The sequence below is a fragment of the Cobetia sp. 4B genome (assembly GCF_018831605.1).
Lineage (GTDB): Bacteria > Pseudomonadota > Gammaproteobacteria > Pseudomonadales > Halomonadaceae > Cobetia > Cobetia amphilecti.
The window spans coordinates 412,807-427,117 of sequence record NZ_CP059843.1 but is presented as its reverse complement, the minus strand read 5'-3'; the positions used below and the strand labels follow the sequence as shown (position 1 = coordinate 427,117).

Below are 14,311 nucleotides of genomic sequence, written 5' to 3'. Positions count from 1 at the left end.
CTTCAGTTCCTTGCGTGCTTGATGGCGTTCAATGACGCCATTTCATGTGGTGTGGACTGCTGATCCGCTCCGGCGGCATCCCTGTCTGCCTGCGGTTCATGCTCGCTGCCTTCCCCTGACGTCAGCGAGCGACTCGGTGTCGGCAATGTCAGCCGGAAGCAGACATCCGCCTTGGGGTCATCCACCAGCGCCAATTGACCAAATTGGGCGCGGGCGCTGTCAGCGGCGACCGAGAGACCGATGCCGGAGCCCTTGAGCGGGCCCTTGCGCTTCACCGCGCCCTGATAGAAGGGCTTGAACAGGTGGTCACGGTCCTGGGCGGCGATGGGTTCACCGCTGTTGGCGACTTCGATGATCAGCTTGCGAGGCTCCTTGCGGGCTCTCAACCACAGGTCACCACTGTCTTCGCCGTAGGCGATGGCATTGGAGATCAGGTTGTCGAGAATACGCCCAGTACGCGGCCTGTCCGCCTCCCAACTGAGGCTGGCAGGCGGAAGATGCACGCGCATGCCCTTCTTTTCCAGTGCCAAGCGATGTTTTGCCAGCACTTCCTTGAACACTTCATGCACATCGAAGCGACTCTGTTCGAGGCCCTGATTGTGCTGCAGCAGATTGTAGTCGAGGAGTTGCTCGATCAGCTTCTGCAATTCCTTGCTGGAGTCATCCAGCAGGCCAAGAATCTCGGTCTGGTGCGGGCTCAGCGGCCCGGCGACCTCGTCGATCAGCAGGCCGGTGCCTTCACGGATACTGGCCAGCGGGGTCTTGAGCTCATGCGACATGTGACGCAGGAACTGCTGTTTCTGCTCCTCGAGCTCATCCAGGCGCGTCGACAGCCAGTTGAGACGCTCGCCCAGCTGCACCAGCTCCGCCGGCCCCTTGATGACGATGGGTCGCTCGCTGTCGGTGCCGCTACCCAGGCCATTGATGCGGCGCTCCAGCTGCCGGATGGGACGGATGATCAGCCAGGTGAAGAACAGCATCAACAGCAGACTGATGGAGACCAGCGCGGCGGTCTGCCACCACAGCTGATTCTTGACCTGGGAGGCGCGGGCGCGGATGCCTTCGATACGCGCATCGACGAGTTCACGCGTGGAGTTGAGCAGGCCGCTGGCCTGGATAGAGAAGGGCCCGAAGTCTTCCAGATGGCGACTGACCTGATCGACGCTCATCTCGGGCATGCGCTCGAGCTGTGACAGCGTCGCCTTCAACTCGCTGACGCGGGGGTCGCCCTCGCCCAACAGGCGCGCCTGCTCATCCAGCAGGGTGCGGAAGCTGTTGGCCTTGTCGGCGTAGATCTTCATCAGATCAGGATTTTCCAGCACGGCGTACTGGCGGGCGCTACGCTCCATCTCGACGGCGAGATTGGTCAGCGTGCGGGCGCGGCGGGTCTGGTCGACGGCCTGGCGGGCACTGACATCCGCCAGTTCCGACAACTCCGACAGCGCCTGCCCTGCTTGAAACATGAGCACGGCAATCGGCAGCATCACCACCAGAAATGCCATCAGAACCAGCTGCGGCAGCGAGCGGGGACGCCAGCGTCGTGACACTGTGGAGGCCATGGAAAGAACTCTATGCAAGAAAGGGGTGGTCATCATCGAATCACGTCTTCCTAGAATACCAGAGTTCACCAGCGTCCATCGCGGTTGCCAGTTCGTTAATAAATATGACTCTTATTCAAATCATTACGCCGCCACGAGACAAACCGCCCCATTGGCTACGTTTCGCATGAAATTGTTGGCCATTCAGCGCTAGACGCACAAAAAAAGAGGGCCGGCATAGCCGGCCCCAAGTACGCAGGGAACTGAAGGGTCAGTCATCACGTGGTGCCTCTGGTACCTGGAGACCAGAGGCACTAAGTGATTGGCGGGTCTGACAGGTGGTCTGCCTGTCAGTCCCGGGAGAAAAGAACGTCACCTGGTGGTCGTTCCAGGTCAGTTGACGTTCACGCCGGACAGCGTCCGCGCTCCCTATCGGATGTGAAGCAGGGGGCAACACATCGCAATGTGGATGATCGAGTCGGATGGCTTGCCGACTTGCTCGCCTCGATCGTCAATTCGGGGATGACGGCAGCCAATCTCTCCGGCTACCGCATCGGTTTCGGGCATCCTTGCCCGGGCGTCCTTGCCCTCAAGATACTGTCCATGCCCACCAGGGGCCGTACCTGTCTCATCGCAACCTGAAGTCACACATCGCGTGGAGCAGACGCTTGGCCTGTCAGCGATCACGGAGCGCACAGGGTAGTGAGTACCGTCATCGCTGGAAGGCCAGAGAAAGGGCCGGTGATGCACCTCATATCTCTTGCTCACGGCACCTATTGCCAAAGGCGTGCCATAAACGCGAAAACACATTACAAAACAATGACTTGAAATTACGATAACGACGACAGGCATGCCAATGTTGCCCGGGGCGGCACACAGAGTCGTGTTTTACTGGCCGATTCGTCGCGATTTGCCAACACATATACGGGGCATGCTATTTTTCCCTTCTGAATCAATATCTTGAAACGTCTCCTTTGCAAGACAATCCCGCAAGGGGTGGGGGAAAACTGCGACACCTACGCAAGAACACCCGCTGATCAGCCCTCATCGAGGAAGGTCATCAGCGGGTGTTCTCTGGGCGATTCACACTGGCAGGCAAGTGAGGTGTGACTAGAGCGACTTGAGCAATACCTTGGAGTTGCGCGCCGAGTTGTAGGCCTCGCGACGCATGGGCGGCAGGTCTTGCAGGCCGGCCGACACGAAACCGTGCTCGATGAACCAGTGGACGGTATGGGTCGTCAGCGCATACAGACGCTCGACGCCGGCGCGACGCGCGCGCAGCTCGATCTCGGCCAGCAGCTGCTCGCCGCGCTGTCCGCGGCGATAGTCATCATGCACGGCCACGCAGGCCAGCTCGCCCATGGCGGCGTCACGGCTGAGATGCAGTGCCGCACACCCGATGATCATGCCATCGCGTTCCAGCACCACATAGTCGTCGATCTCATGTTCGAGACGCTCCCGCGAGCGGGCCACCAGGATGCCACGCTGCTCCAGCGGCCCCAGCAGCGCCAGCAGGCCACCGACATCCTCGAGTCGCGCCTTGCGCAGCTGCTCATAGCCCTGACGCGTGATCATGGTGCCGATGCCGTCACGGGTGAACAGCTCGCCCAGCAGGGCGTCACGGTCGCGCCAGCTCAACAGGTGAGTGCGCCCGACGCCACGACGTGCGGCGCCACAGGCAGCGGCCAGGTGGCGCGACAGCTCGCTGTCGTCATCGCGGGGCGGCGCCATCAGCGCGGCTTCCTCCGGATTGAGCTGACGCAGCAGCTCGCCGTCTTCGCCGAACAGGCCCTCCCCTTCACCAAGCAGGATCAGCTTGTCAGCGGCCAGCGCCACGGCGGCGTGTTCGGCGACCTCAGCAGCGTCCAGATCGAACACCTCGCCGGTGCTGGAATAGCCCAGCGGCGGCAGCACGACGATGGCCTGCTGCGAGAGCAGCCCCTGGATCGCCTCGCTGCGCACGCGGCGCACCTCGCCACCATGCAGGAAGTCGACGCCATGACGCACACCCAGCGGCTTGGCCATCACCAGATTGCCGGAGACGGCGGAGAGCTCCACGCCATGCAGCGGCGTATTGGGCAGCCCCTGGGACAGACTCGCCTCAAGGCGCAGACGCAGCGTGGCGACCTGCTGCTCCAGATGGCCGAGAATCTCGCGCGTCACCACCCAGCGGCCCTGATGACGGTCCGCCTCGATACCGGCAGCCTGCAACGCCTCGGCCACCTGCGGGCGCACCCCGAACACCACCACCAGCTTCACGCCGAGGGTATGCAGCAACGCCAGATCCTGTATCAACTGCGTTCGTCGTGACGAGGACAGGGCATCGCCCTCGATCAGAATGACGAAGGTGCGGCCACGATGGGCATTGATATAGGGAGAGGAGTTGCGAAACCAGTCCGCGAAGGGGAAACGCGTGTTCAAGAGCCAGCTCCGGGCAGGAGAGAGGGAAAATGGCATGTCAGGCATGCCCATGAATCATCATATCAGCGCCGCAGCCTGCACGGCGAGCGGTGCCCCCCTGAGATCCATGTGTCAGATACGAGAAAGGCGACCCGAAGGTCGCCTTTCTCGTTTTACCAATTCAGCTCTGGATCATGCGTCGGCTTAGCCGAACATGCCCTTGAACATGAAGAAGAACAGGATCGACAGGATCGCGCCGGCCGGCAGAGTGATCAGCCAGGACATCACGATGGTGCCGATCACGCGCAGGTTGAGCGCTGCCATGCCGCGTGCCAGGCCCACCCCCAGCACCGCACCGACCAGGGTGTGGGTGGTGGAGATCGGCAGGCCGGTGCCGGAGGCCAGCACGACGGTCGAGGCGGCGGCCAGCGTGGCCGCGAAGCCGCGTGACGGCGTCAGCTCGGTAATGCCGGTGCCGACAGTGGCAATGACGCGACGACCATAGGTGACCAGGCCGACGACGATACCGCCGCCACCCAGCACGAGGACCCACCACGGCATGCTCGCCTTGGCGCCGATCTGACCGGCAGAGTCGACGACGCTGATGATGGCCGCCAGCGGACCGACCGCATTGGCCACGTCGTTGGAGCCGTGGGCGAAGGCCATCGCACAGGCGGTGAACATCATCAGCAGGCCGAATACCTTCTCGACGCCGCTGAAGTCGAAGTCGTCACCGGTGGCGCGATTCTTCTCCTTGAGGCGTGAACGCGCGACCTTGCGCTCCATCAGCACGCCGATACCCATCACGATGGCACCGATGACGACGGCCAGCAGCAGGCTGGATTCGAAGCTCAGGTGCAGGCCGACATGCTTGAGGCCCTTGACCATGGTCACCATCGAGATGATGAAGCCGACCAGGAACATGTACATCGGCACGTAGCGCTTGGCGGCCGCGAACGGGTCTTCGTTGTCGAAGATCAGTGTCTGCACGGACTTGAACAGCACGAAGGCGATGGAGCCCGCCAGCAGCGGCGAGACCAGCCAGGAGGCCGCGATCTGACCGACCTTGGTCCATTCGACGGCATCCACACCCAGACCCGCAGCGGAGAAGCCGACGATGGCGCCGACGATGGAGTGGGTGGTCGAGACCGGCCAGCCCTTCATGGAAGCGATCAGCAGCCAGATACCGGCGGCCAGCAGCGAGGCCAGCATGCCGTAGACCAGGAACTGCGGATTCTCGATCAGCAGTGACGGGTCGATGATGCCCTTGCGGATGGTGTCAGTCACCTCACCACCGGCAAGCCAGGCACCGAGGAATTCGAAGATCACGGCGATGATGATCGCCTGCTTGATGGTGATCGCCTTGGAACCTACCGAGGTTCCCATGGCATTGGCGACGTCATTCGCACCCACACCCCAAGCCATGAAGAAACCGAACAGACAGGCAAGAATGACGAGCACATCGCCGTATTGAGCAATGATGGACATAGAAGACTCTTGGACAGATGGCAGGACGTCCTGATGGCGCTCAGCGCGCCATCAGGATCTGCAGTCGGGTACCGACCTTTTCCGCTTGGTCAGCCACATCGCCGACCCAATCGATGATCTTGTAGAGGAAGATCACATCGACGGGCGGGAGACTGGCTTCCAGCGAGAACAGGGTCTGGCGGATGGCGATCTGCTGTTCGTCGGACTGTTTCTCGAGCTCATGCAGCTCGTTGATCAGCTTGTCGACCAGCTCGCTCATGTTGCGCCCGAAACCGGACTCGACGAGGTCTTCCAGTTCACCTAACGCACGACGCGCCTGGCAGACCGATTCGACCGCAGTCTTGAGATACTCACGCATGGCGGGCACCAGTGCGGTGGGTATCTGCATATGACGACCCAGCATGATCCCGGCGATGTCCTTGGTGACATTCGCGATGGAATCCTGGACATGGATCAGCTCGAGAAGGTCGGAGCGCGAGACCGGCAGGAACAGCGAATTGGGCAGGTTGAGACGCAGCTGCGTCTTCAACTCGTCCGCTTCACGCTCCAGACCACTGATGGTCTTGCGAATGCTGGCTGCCTGCTCCCAATCACCCTGCTCGCAGGCGTCGAAGAAGGTCAGCAAGTGCTGGGCGCACTCGTCGGTCTTGATGATGTGGGTGTGCAGCGCCTTGAAAGGCGAGCGCCCGAACATCGAAGAGAAAGGGTTGGTCGTTACCATAGTGGCCGTCGGCGTTAAGGATTGACGCGCGGAGTGTAGCAAAGCCTTTGTGACGATCACATAACTTTCATCGTAACGTCATGATACCGCCTTGCTGTTGTCATTCACGCAACAACAGCGGCAGTTCGGGGGAACACGAAGGATTCCAGAAGAGAGATTGTCATGTAGCGGCAGGACCCATGGTCGCTGGCTTTATCCACTGTTCGTAATATAACCAAGGACGTGACGACAGGCAATTGCTGTCACTTCAATGTCATCATGCTGTCATATAAGTGTGATTCTGACGACAGGCCGATATCCCGCATGCCCTTCCGCCCTCCCCGCGCTTGCCTTGCCGCGGGCCAGGCGCGAGCATGAGACACACGAGCCTTCACCACCATGCACCACGCTTGCCGGAGGCTCTGCGGTCCTGGCGCCGCTGTCATCCTCATCCGTCAGCATCTGTCTTCTTTCATCCGTACAGGGAGTGCCCATCATGGCGCAGGAAATCGAACTCAAACTGGCACTGTCTCAACCCGTCATTGATCGCGATGCCATTCTGGAGACACTGACGAGCATTGCAGAGCTGGCAACGGTCGCCCCCAGGCGGCGCTGGCTGGCCAACACCTACTTCGACACCCCCGAGCATGCGCTGGAGCGCGCTCGCATGGCGCTGCGGCTGCGCCAGAGCGGTGAGGATGCCGACAGCACGGGTGCCCTGCGCCAGACGCTCAAGACCAGCGGCGAGAGCCATGGCGGGCTGCATTCACGCGGCGAATGGGAGTGGGAGCTGCCCGAGGGCCAGACCGACCTCGACCTCGACGGTCTGCGTGACCTGCCGCCCTTGCAGGCGCTGGAGGGCAGCGCCCGCGAGCAGCTGCTGAGTGCACTCGCGCCCAGCTTCAGCACCGATTTCGAGCGCCATGCCTGGCAGATCGACGTCAAGGCGACACGCAGCGACGAGAATGTGAGCGACGAGCAGGTCACCGTCGGCGTCGAGATGGCGCTGGACCTGGGCGCGGTGAAGGCCAGTGGTCGCGAAGTGGCCATCCAGGAGATCGAGCTCGAGCTGACCGGCGGCGAAGAACTCGCCCCCGAGGTGAGAGAAGGCGTGCTCTGGCAGCTGGCGGATTCACTGGCCAGCCGCCTGGCACTGCGCCCGGCGGATGCCAGCAAGGCCAAGCGCGGTGCGGCGCTGCGGGATGGCGAATGGCATGAGAAGACGCTGGATACCGCTGACCCCGGCGCGCTGCTGTCCGCCGCCATCGATGCACTCGATGCCCACGCCGACCGTCAGGCGAAAGACGACCTCAAGTGGCACGCGCATGCGCTGGCCGCCCTGTCGGCCCTTGCATCACGGCTGGCCGCCAGCCAGCATCCCGGCCATATCCACGCGGTGGCGCTGGTCGAGGCGCTGGAAAGCAGCGACGGCGACGCCTCACAGGACTGGGCGACTCGCGACTTCGGCCAGCACAGCCTGTCACTGCTCGCGACGCTGCGCGGCTGAACCTCAGCACGACACTGACTGCCCAGCCGCCAGGCGCTAGACCACTGGCTGATGGACAACGGCCGGGCAGTCACTGAAGGTCATACTGAGACATCCCCGATACGCCCTGACATTCATCCGGCGTCGTCACGCCCGTCAAGGAAGCCTGCATGCCTGAACGCCAGGGCCCTGCCAATGAATATGGCAGCACTCCGCAAAGCCCCCCAGCGACACCCTCGCACCCCAGCGACTACGAGCCCGCGACGGGCCGCCTGCGCGCGCGGCTGTTTCACTGGATCTTCGAGTCTGACACCAAGGCGGCCAAGGCCTTCGATATCGGCCTGATCCTGATGATCTTCGCCAGTGTCGCCGTGGTGATGCTCGACAGCGTGCCCTCGCTCAATGCGCAATACGGCGAGCTGTTCCGCATCATGGAGTGGGGCTTCACGATCATCTTCACGCTGGAATACGCCGTCCGCCTCTACTGTCTGAAGCATCCCGGCACCTGGGCCAAGGGCTTCTACGGCGTACTCGACCTGCTGTCGATCGCGCCCACCTGGCTGTCGCTGCTGATTCCGGGCGCCCAGGCCCTGCTGGTGGTGCGCGTACTGCGTGTGCTGCGCCTGTTCCGCGTGTTGCGCCTGATGGCCTTCGTCGGCGAGGGCCGCATGCTGGTCGAGGCCATGACGCGCAGCCGGCGCAAGATTCTGCTGTTCTTCATCACCGTGCTCAGCATCGTCACGGTGTTCGGCGCTCTGATCTATCTGATCGAGCCGCCCGAGGCCGGCTTCACCTCCATCCCCAAGGCGCTCTACTGGGGCGTGGTGACGCTGACGACGGTGGGTTATGGCGACATCGCGCCCATCACGCCGCTGGGGCAGTTCATCTCGGCGCTGATGATGATTCTCGGCTACTCGATTCTCGCCGTGCCCACCGGGGTGTTCTCGGCCGAGGTTCTCAACGGCCTGCGCATGCAGCAGACCAGCGACGAAGCCTGCCCGGGCTGTGGTCGTGAAGGCCATGATCGCAACGCCAAGTACTGCAAGTTCTGCGGCACCTGGCTGGACGAGGACACCCGCGACCCGCGCGAGCCTGAGACAGAGCCGGAACCGGAACCGGAACCGGAGCCTGAGCCGGAACCTGAGACAGAGCCGGATCCCGAATCTGCGCCTGACGCAGAGACGCCATCGGACGATCAGCCAGAACCTCCCGATAGCGGGCCTCCCGAAAGCGGGCCTCCCGAGAGCGGGCCTCCCGACCGCGACCGCAGCTGACGAAGCCGAGAATCACTCAGCACACGACCACTCCTCGGAAATGACAACGCCTCGGAAATGACAACGCCCCCGCGACCGCAAGGTCCGGGGGCGTCTTCGTATGGCAAGGCGCTGTCAGCGCCGTGAAGCGCTACGCTGTCGCGATCACTCCGTGAAGCTCGAGATATCGCCGCGCCCTTCGCGCACGATCACCGGCGGCAGCTCGCGCAGGTCCACCACACTGGTGGTCTCGAAGCTGCAAGCGCCACCGTCGATGACCAGATCCAGCGCATGTCCGAAGCGCTCGCGAATCTCTTTGGCGTCCGTCATCGGCAGCTCCTCACCCGGCGGAATCAGCGTCACGCTCATCAGCGGTTCGCGATGGGTTTCCAGCAGGGCGTGGGTGATGGCGTGGTCCGGCACGCGCACGCCGATGGAGCGACGCTTGGGGTGCAGCAGCAGGCGCGGCACTTCAGAAGTCGCCTGCAGGATGAAGGTATAGGCGCCCGGCGTGTGACTCTTGAGCAGGCGGAAGATGGCGTTGTCGACCTTGGCGTAGGTGCCGATTTCCGAGAGGTCAGAACACACCAGGGTGAAGTTGTGCTTGTCGTCCAGCTGACGCAGGCGCTTGATGCGCTCGATGGCCTTCTTCTCGCCCAGATGACAGCCCAGCGCGTAGCCGGAGTCGGTCGGATAGGCGATCACGCCACCCTGCTGGATGATGGCGACGGCCTGATCGATGAGGCGTTTCTGGGGATTTTCGGGATGAATCTGGAAGAACTGTCCCATGCGGTGCTCCTTGCGTCTGGGCGCCAGTACGGCAGGCGGACTGGCGTCACGGTGATCTCTTGATATCACATGGAGGCAGCGTCGGCCGCAAAAAAGGGCGCGATGCGCGGATGACACCACACGGGCGGCACCTTGGTGCGGGGCGGCGGACTCATGCTGCCGGGCGCCAGCGGGCCGCCGGGGAAGTGGAAGTCACTGCCGACGGAGGCGTAGAGACCCAGCTCATCCAGCTGACGCGCCAGGTCACGCGCGCGATCGATATTCTGGAAGCCGCTGACCAGCTCCGCGCCTTCGCCGCCGGCGGCAATGAAGTCACGCAGCAGCTCGCCACGCTTGGTGCGCGTCAGCTTGTAGCGCATCGGGTGCGCCATCACGGCGATGCCGCCATCGGCACGTACCCAGCCTACCGCCTCTTCCATCTCCGGCCAGTGCGCCTTGACGTCACCTTTCTGGCCCGCGCCCAGATGCCGCTTGAAGGCGTCCTGCAGGTTGCGTGCAATCCCGGCCTCGACCAGCGCGCGGGCGAAATCCGGGCGTGACAGCGGGCGGTCGCCTGAGCCACTCAGCTTGGCCTGTTCCCGAGCGCGCTCGAAGGCATTCTCGAGCCCGAGCTTTTCCATGCGCGTGGCGATCTCGTGGCTGCGTCGCTCACGCGCCTCGTGCTGCTGCTTGAGACCGGCGCTCAGCGCATCGCCGGCGCCCTCGGGCATCAACGCCACGATGTGGATGGTCTGGTTGCGCCAGCGGACCGATAGCTCACAGCCGGGCAGCAACGAGATTCCCTCGGCGCGGGCGGCCTGCTGGGCCTCGAAGATGCCTTCCATGCTGTCGTGATCGGTCAGTGACATGCGCGACAGACCGCGCCGCGCGGCCAGTGCCACCAGCTCTGTCGGTGCCATGCCGCCGTCGGAGGCGGTGGAATGCATGTGCAGGTCGATGTCCGGCACCTCGATATCGGAATCGAAGCGCTCCGGCAGCGGGCGAAACTCGATCGGCTTGCGGGATGCGGAAATCGGCGAAGAGTCGGACGGGACGTCGGACACGGGGAACCTCTCGGGATGAACGTCTGTGCCACGCGATGCCTGAGATGCAGGCGATCCAGCGGGCCAGACGTCGGGCAGTATTGGCTGCGATGCGCGCCCGGACACACAGGGGCTTTGTCAGCAGGCAGCAATGGCGGCAGAATGAGCACATGCAGGCAGGGGTGCGCCGCTGGTGTCAGACAGGATACCACTCGCACAGGCCCTTGCCTTCCCGACGGCTGCGTCGTCGTGTTCAGGAGTGCGCATTACCCATGAAGATGTTGCTCGACTTTCTGCCGATCGTGATCTTCTTCGCCGTCTACAAGATGACTGGCGACATGATCATGGCTACCGCCGTGTTGATTCCCGCGACCCTCGCGCAGGTGCTGTACATCTACTGGCGCCACAAGCGCGTCGAGAAGATGCAGCTGGTCACCCTGGCGCTGGTCGTCGTGCTGGGTGGCGCGACCGTGCTGTTCGGCAACAGCTCCTTCATCCAGTGGAAGCCCACCGTGGTCAACTGGCTGTTCGCCGTCGCCTTCCTGCTGTCGCCGCTGTTCGGCGGCAAGCCGCTGGTGGAGCGCATGATGGAAAAGGCGATTCAGCTGCCGCGCCCCATCTGGCACCGCCTCAATCTGGCCTGGGTGGTATTCTTCCTCGCCATGGGCGGCCTCAACATCTACGTCTTCAGTCACTATTCGGAAGACATCTGGGTCGATTTCAAGCTGTTCGGCATGCTCGGTCTGACACTGCTGTTCGTCATCGTTCAGGGCGTCTACCTGTCCCGCCACATGGTGCAGGCCCCTCAGGAAGAGAACGCTTCCTCGACCAATTCTCAAAAGGATGATTCGTGATGCTCTACTCCATTGTCTGTCAGGACGTCGAAGGTAGCCTCGAAGCGCGCATGGCGGCGCGCCCGCCGCATCTGGCACGTCTGGAGGCGCTGCACGCCGCCGGGCGTCTGGTCATCGCCGGCCCCAACCCGGCCATCGACAGCGAAGCACCGGGTGAAGCCGGCTTCAGCGGCAGCGTCATCATCGCCGAGTTCGATTCCCTCGAAGACGCCCAGAAGTGGGCCGATGCCGATCCCTTCGTCATCGCCGGTGTCTATGAAAGCGCCGAAGTGAAGCCCTTCAAGCAGACCCTGCCCTAGCCCGGCGTCCGACCGGTCATCTGACCGGCGGTTTCTCACAGACGACGGACAGCCTGGCTGTCCGTCGTCTGCGTTGCAGGCCTTGCTCTGCCGCTGTCTCGCTGTGCTGCTATCCCGCTCGACCTCCTGCCAGGAATGCCCGTGAACGACCACCCCTCCTCCCCCCGCCAGCCCGCCCCCGGCCAGTCAGCTCCTGATCAGGCCGCCTCGTCAGCCCGCCAGGCTTCGCCGCAGCAAGCCTCGGGCAGCGCGGCACACAAACCTGCCACGACGCCACCGAGCGCGATCGAGCCGGTCACGGCGCCCGGCGTAGTGCCGGACGTGCCACTGGCACCACTGGCGGCATTGGAGGAGGCGCAGCTCGAGTGGGACGACACCGCGCCACAGGCCACCGATTACGGCGATGTGTACTTCTCGATCCACGATGGCCGTGCCGAGACCGTGCACGTCTTCCTTGACAGCAACCGGCTGAGCGAGCGCTTCCGTGACTGGCGGGAAGCGCGCCCCTTCGTGATCGGCGAGACCGGCTTCGGCACCGGCCTCAACATCCTGTGCGCCGCCCAGCGCTTTCTGGCAACGGCACCCGCCGAGGCGCGCCTGCATGTCGTCTCGGTGGAAAAGCACCCGATGCGCGCCGCGGACCTCGAGCGGGCACTGTCCGCCTGGCCGGACCTCGCCTCACTGGCGAAGCCGCTGGTCGCTCAATGGCCCGCTGCCGTCCTCGGCGTGCACCGCCTGTGGCTGGATGAGCGCATCACCCTGGACCTGCACTTCGGCGATGCGGTGGAGCGCCTGTCGCGCCTGGAAGGTGGCGTGGATGCCTGGTTCCTCGATGGCTTCTCGCCGTCGAAGAACCCGCAGATGTGGTCACCCGAGCTGTTCGCGGCCATGGCGGGTGTCTCGCGCCCCACGGCGACCTTCGCCACCTTCACCGCCGCGGGCTTCGTGCGGCGTGGCCTGCGCGCGGCAGGCTTCGTGTGGCGCAAGGTGCCCGGCCACGGCATGAAGCGCGAGATGATCTGCGGCGAGCTGGACGAACCGACCGCCGCCGCGCGCGCCGAACTGATGGGACTTGATGCCTCACCCGCGTCCGGCCATGCCCCCATGAAGGAGCACGCGGTGCGTGGCGCCCTTCATCCGCTGCGTCGTGAGCAGCCCTGGACCCAGCCCCCGCAGCCAGCGCCGATCGCTCGCGAGACGCATGTCGCGGTACTCGGCGCCGGTATCGCCGGCACCAGCTGCGCCGAGGCGCTGGCGCGGCGCGGCGTGAAGGTCACGCTGATCGATGCCGAAGCCCCCGGCGCGCGGGCCTCCGGCAATCGCCAGGGTGCGCTCTACGTCAAGCTGGCAGCCGAGACCAACCCCGCCAGTCGCTTCCAGCTGGCCGCGCTGCAGTACAGCCGGCGCTGGCTGGCAAGCCTCGACCCCGAACAGACCCTGTGGTCCGCCAGCGGCGTGCTGCAGCTGGCCACCAGCGAGCGTGAGCGCAAGCGCCAGCAGCGCTTCCTCGACAACCACCCACTGCCCGAGGCGCTGCTCACGCCGGTCAGCGCCAATGAGGCCAGCCGAATCGCCGGCAGCGAGATCGCCTTCGACGGCCTCTTCTATCCGGTCGCCGGCTGGGTGCGCCCCAGCGCGCTCTGCCAGCACCTCGCCGCCACCCAGGGCATCCGCTTCCTGCAGGCGCGCATCGAGGCCATTCAGTCGCTGGAAGCCGAGGAAAGCGGGGCTACTGGCAACGGCGCGCCACGCTGGCAGCTGCAGACCAGCGACGGCACCAGCATGAAAGTCGATCAGCTGATTGTCGCGCTGGGGGAGCAGACTCACCTGCCCGAGCCGCTCGCGCATCTGCCGCTGCAGCCGATTCGCGGCCAGGTCAGCGAGATCACGGTAGCGCCGGAACACGCCGCGCACCTGCCAGCGCTCGACAGCGTGGTCTGCGCCGGTGGCTATGTCTCGCCCTATCAGCGCCACGCCGATGGCAGCGTGACGCTCAGCTTCGGCGCGACCTTCGCCCCGCGCGATGAGGATGAGGCGGTCCGCGAGGCGGACCACGCCGCCAATGTCGCGGAGCTGCGCAGTGCCCTGCCCGCCTTCGTCGCCGCCTGGGAGCAGGCGCGTGGCGTCAGGCTGGAAGACGATGACTGGCAGGGACGTGTCGCCTGGCGCGCCGCCAGCCCGGACAAGAGCCCGCTGGCCGGCCCGGCACCGGACGCCGCGCAATGGCGTGAGGATTACGCCGCCATGGCCTTCGATGCGAAAAAGCGCGTGCCACAGTCGAGCGGCGCCCACCTGCCCGGCCTGTGGCTCTCCACCGCACACGGCTCACGCGGCTTCACCACCGCCCCGCTGTGCGCCGAACTGATCGCCTCGCAGCTATGTGGCGAGCCGCTGCCGCTGGAACGCGAACTGGCCGAGCACCTGCACCCGGGACGCCGCCTGATCCGCGATATCGTCCAGCGGCGCTGAGAGGTCGGCATCA

11 protein-coding genes are annotated in these 14,311 nt (G+C 64.3%); 5 read left to right on the top strand and 6 right to left on the bottom strand.

Annotation, left to right across the window (positions count from 1 at the left end; all coding sequences use genetic code 11):
- Nucleotides 1-2: 2 nt before the first annotated feature.
- From H2O77_RS01935 to H2O77_RS01920, 4 genes are all read right to left on the bottom strand, one after another.
- Nucleotides 3-1,559: a HAMP domain-containing sensor histidine kinase gene (locus H2O77_RS01935; protein WP_215823784.1), complete on the bottom strand. Its 1,557-nt coding sequence runs from the start codon at nucleotides 1,557-1,559 to the stop codon at nucleotides 3-5.
- Between the two features lie 1,089 nt (nucleotides 1,560-2,648).
- On the bottom strand, nucleotides 2,649-3,959 hold the full coding sequence (argA, locus tag H2O77_RS01930) for an amino-acid N-acetyltransferase (RefSeq protein ID WP_215823783.1): 1,311 nt from the start codon (nucleotides 3,957-3,959) through the stop codon (nucleotides 2,649-2,651).
- Nucleotides 3,960-4,142: 183 nt separating this feature from the next.
- Nucleotides 4,143-5,426: an inorganic phosphate transporter gene (locus H2O77_RS01925; RefSeq protein WP_043333714.1), complete on the bottom strand. Its 1,284-nt coding sequence runs from the start codon at nucleotides 5,424-5,426 to the stop codon at nucleotides 4,143-4,145.
- Between the two features lie 40 nt (nucleotides 5,427-5,466).
- Complete coding sequence (locus tag H2O77_RS01920; protein ID WP_043333713.1) at nucleotides 5,467-6,147, bottom strand: TIGR00153 family protein; 681 nt, start codon at nucleotides 6,145-6,147, stop codon at nucleotides 5,467-5,469.
- A 475-nt stretch (nucleotides 6,148-6,622) separates the two neighbouring features.
- Here H2O77_RS01920 and H2O77_RS01915 point away from each other — a divergent pair, with 475 nt between their 5' ends.
- A complete protein-coding gene (locus tag H2O77_RS01915; protein WP_215823782.1) occupies nucleotides 6,623-7,633 on the top strand; it encodes a CYTH domain-containing protein in 1,011 nt (336 codons plus the stop codon).
- A 149-nt stretch (nucleotides 7,634-7,782) separates the two neighbouring features.
- Entirely contained in the window at nucleotides 7,783-8,886 is a 1,104-nt protein-coding gene (locus H2O77_RS01910; RefSeq protein ID WP_215823781.1) for an ion transporter, read from the top strand.
- A 144-nt stretch (nucleotides 8,887-9,030) separates the two neighbouring features.
- Here the strand turns inward: H2O77_RS01910 and H2O77_RS01905 are convergent, their stop codons facing one another.
- Both H2O77_RS01905 and H2O77_RS01900 read right to left on the bottom strand, forming a co-directional pair.
- Entirely contained in the window at nucleotides 9,031-9,654 is a 624-nt protein-coding gene (locus H2O77_RS01905; RefSeq protein WP_215823780.1) for an L-threonylcarbamoyladenylate synthase, read from the bottom strand.
- A 65-nt stretch (nucleotides 9,655-9,719) separates the two neighbouring features.
- Nucleotides 9,720-10,580 (bottom strand): PHP domain-containing protein, encoded by an 861-nt coding sequence (locus H2O77_RS01900; protein ID WP_215824453.1) that lies wholly within the window; start codon nucleotides 10,578-10,580, stop codon nucleotides 9,720-9,722.
- 368 nt (nucleotides 10,581-10,948) lie between these two features.
- On the opposite strand from H2O77_RS01900, the gene H2O77_RS01895 reads away from it, so the two are divergent.
- The 3 genes from H2O77_RS01895 (at nucleotide 10,949) to mnmC (ending at nucleotide 14,298) form a co-directional block, all read left to right on the top strand.
- On the top strand, nucleotides 10,949-11,530 hold the full coding sequence (locus tag H2O77_RS01895) for a septation protein A (RefSeq protein ID WP_043333711.1): 582 nt from the start codon (nucleotides 10,949-10,951) through the stop codon (nucleotides 11,528-11,530).
- Nucleotides 11,530-11,829: a YciI family protein gene (locus H2O77_RS01890; protein ID WP_043333710.1), complete on the top strand. Its 300-nt coding sequence runs from the start codon at nucleotides 11,530-11,532 to the stop codon at nucleotides 11,827-11,829. The genes H2O77_RS01895 and H2O77_RS01890 overlap by 1 nt, the downstream gene beginning before the upstream one ends.
- Before the next feature lie 141 nt (nucleotides 11,830-11,970).
- Complete coding sequence (mnmC, locus tag H2O77_RS01885; RefSeq protein ID WP_346428195.1) at nucleotides 11,971-14,298, top strand: bifunctional tRNA (5-methylaminomethyl-2-thiouridine)(34)-methyltransferase MnmD/FAD-dependent 5-carboxymethylaminomethyl-2-thiouridine(34) oxidoreductase MnmC; 2,328 nt, start codon at nucleotides 11,971-11,973, stop codon at nucleotides 14,296-14,298.
- Nucleotides 14,299-14,311: the final 13 nt, after the last annotated feature.

What these genes read in the sequence shown, in the direction of transcription:
- H2O77_RS01910 (WP_215823781.1), top strand. Translation starts at nt 7,783, where the DNA reads ATGCCTGAACGCCAGGGCCCTGCCAATGAATATGGCAGCACTCCGCAA.
- H2O77_RS01915 (WP_215823782.1), top strand. Translation starts at nt 6,623, where the DNA reads ATGGCGCAGGAAATCGAACTCAAACTGGCACTGTCTCAACCCGTCATT.
- H2O77_RS01905 (WP_215823780.1), bottom strand. Translation starts at nt 9,654, where the DNA reads ATGGGACAGTTCTTCCAGATTCATCCCGAAAATCCCCAGAAACGCCTC.
- H2O77_RS01900 (WP_215824453.1), bottom strand. Translation starts at nt 10,580, where the DNA reads ATGCATTCCACCGCCTCCGACGGCGGCATGGCACCGACAGAGCTGGTG.
- H2O77_RS01935 (WP_215823784.1), bottom strand. Translation starts at nt 1,559, where the DNA reads ATGGCCTCCACAGTGTCACGACGCTGGCGTCCCCGCTCGCTGCCGCAG.
- H2O77_RS01890 (WP_043333710.1), top strand. Translation starts at nt 11,530, where the DNA reads ATGCTCTACTCCATTGTCTGTCAGGACGTCGAAGGTAGCCTCGAAGCG.
- H2O77_RS01895 (WP_043333711.1), top strand. Translation starts at nt 10,949, where the DNA reads ATGAAGATGTTGCTCGACTTTCTGCCGATCGTGATCTTCTTCGCCGTC.
- H2O77_RS01925 (WP_043333714.1), bottom strand. Translation starts at nt 5,426, where the DNA reads ATGTCCATCATTGCTCAATACGGCGATGTGCTCGTCATTCTTGCCTGT.
- H2O77_RS01920 (WP_043333713.1), bottom strand. Translation starts at nt 6,147, where the DNA reads ATGGTAACGACCAACCCTTTCTCTTCGATGTTCGGGCGCTCGCCTTTC.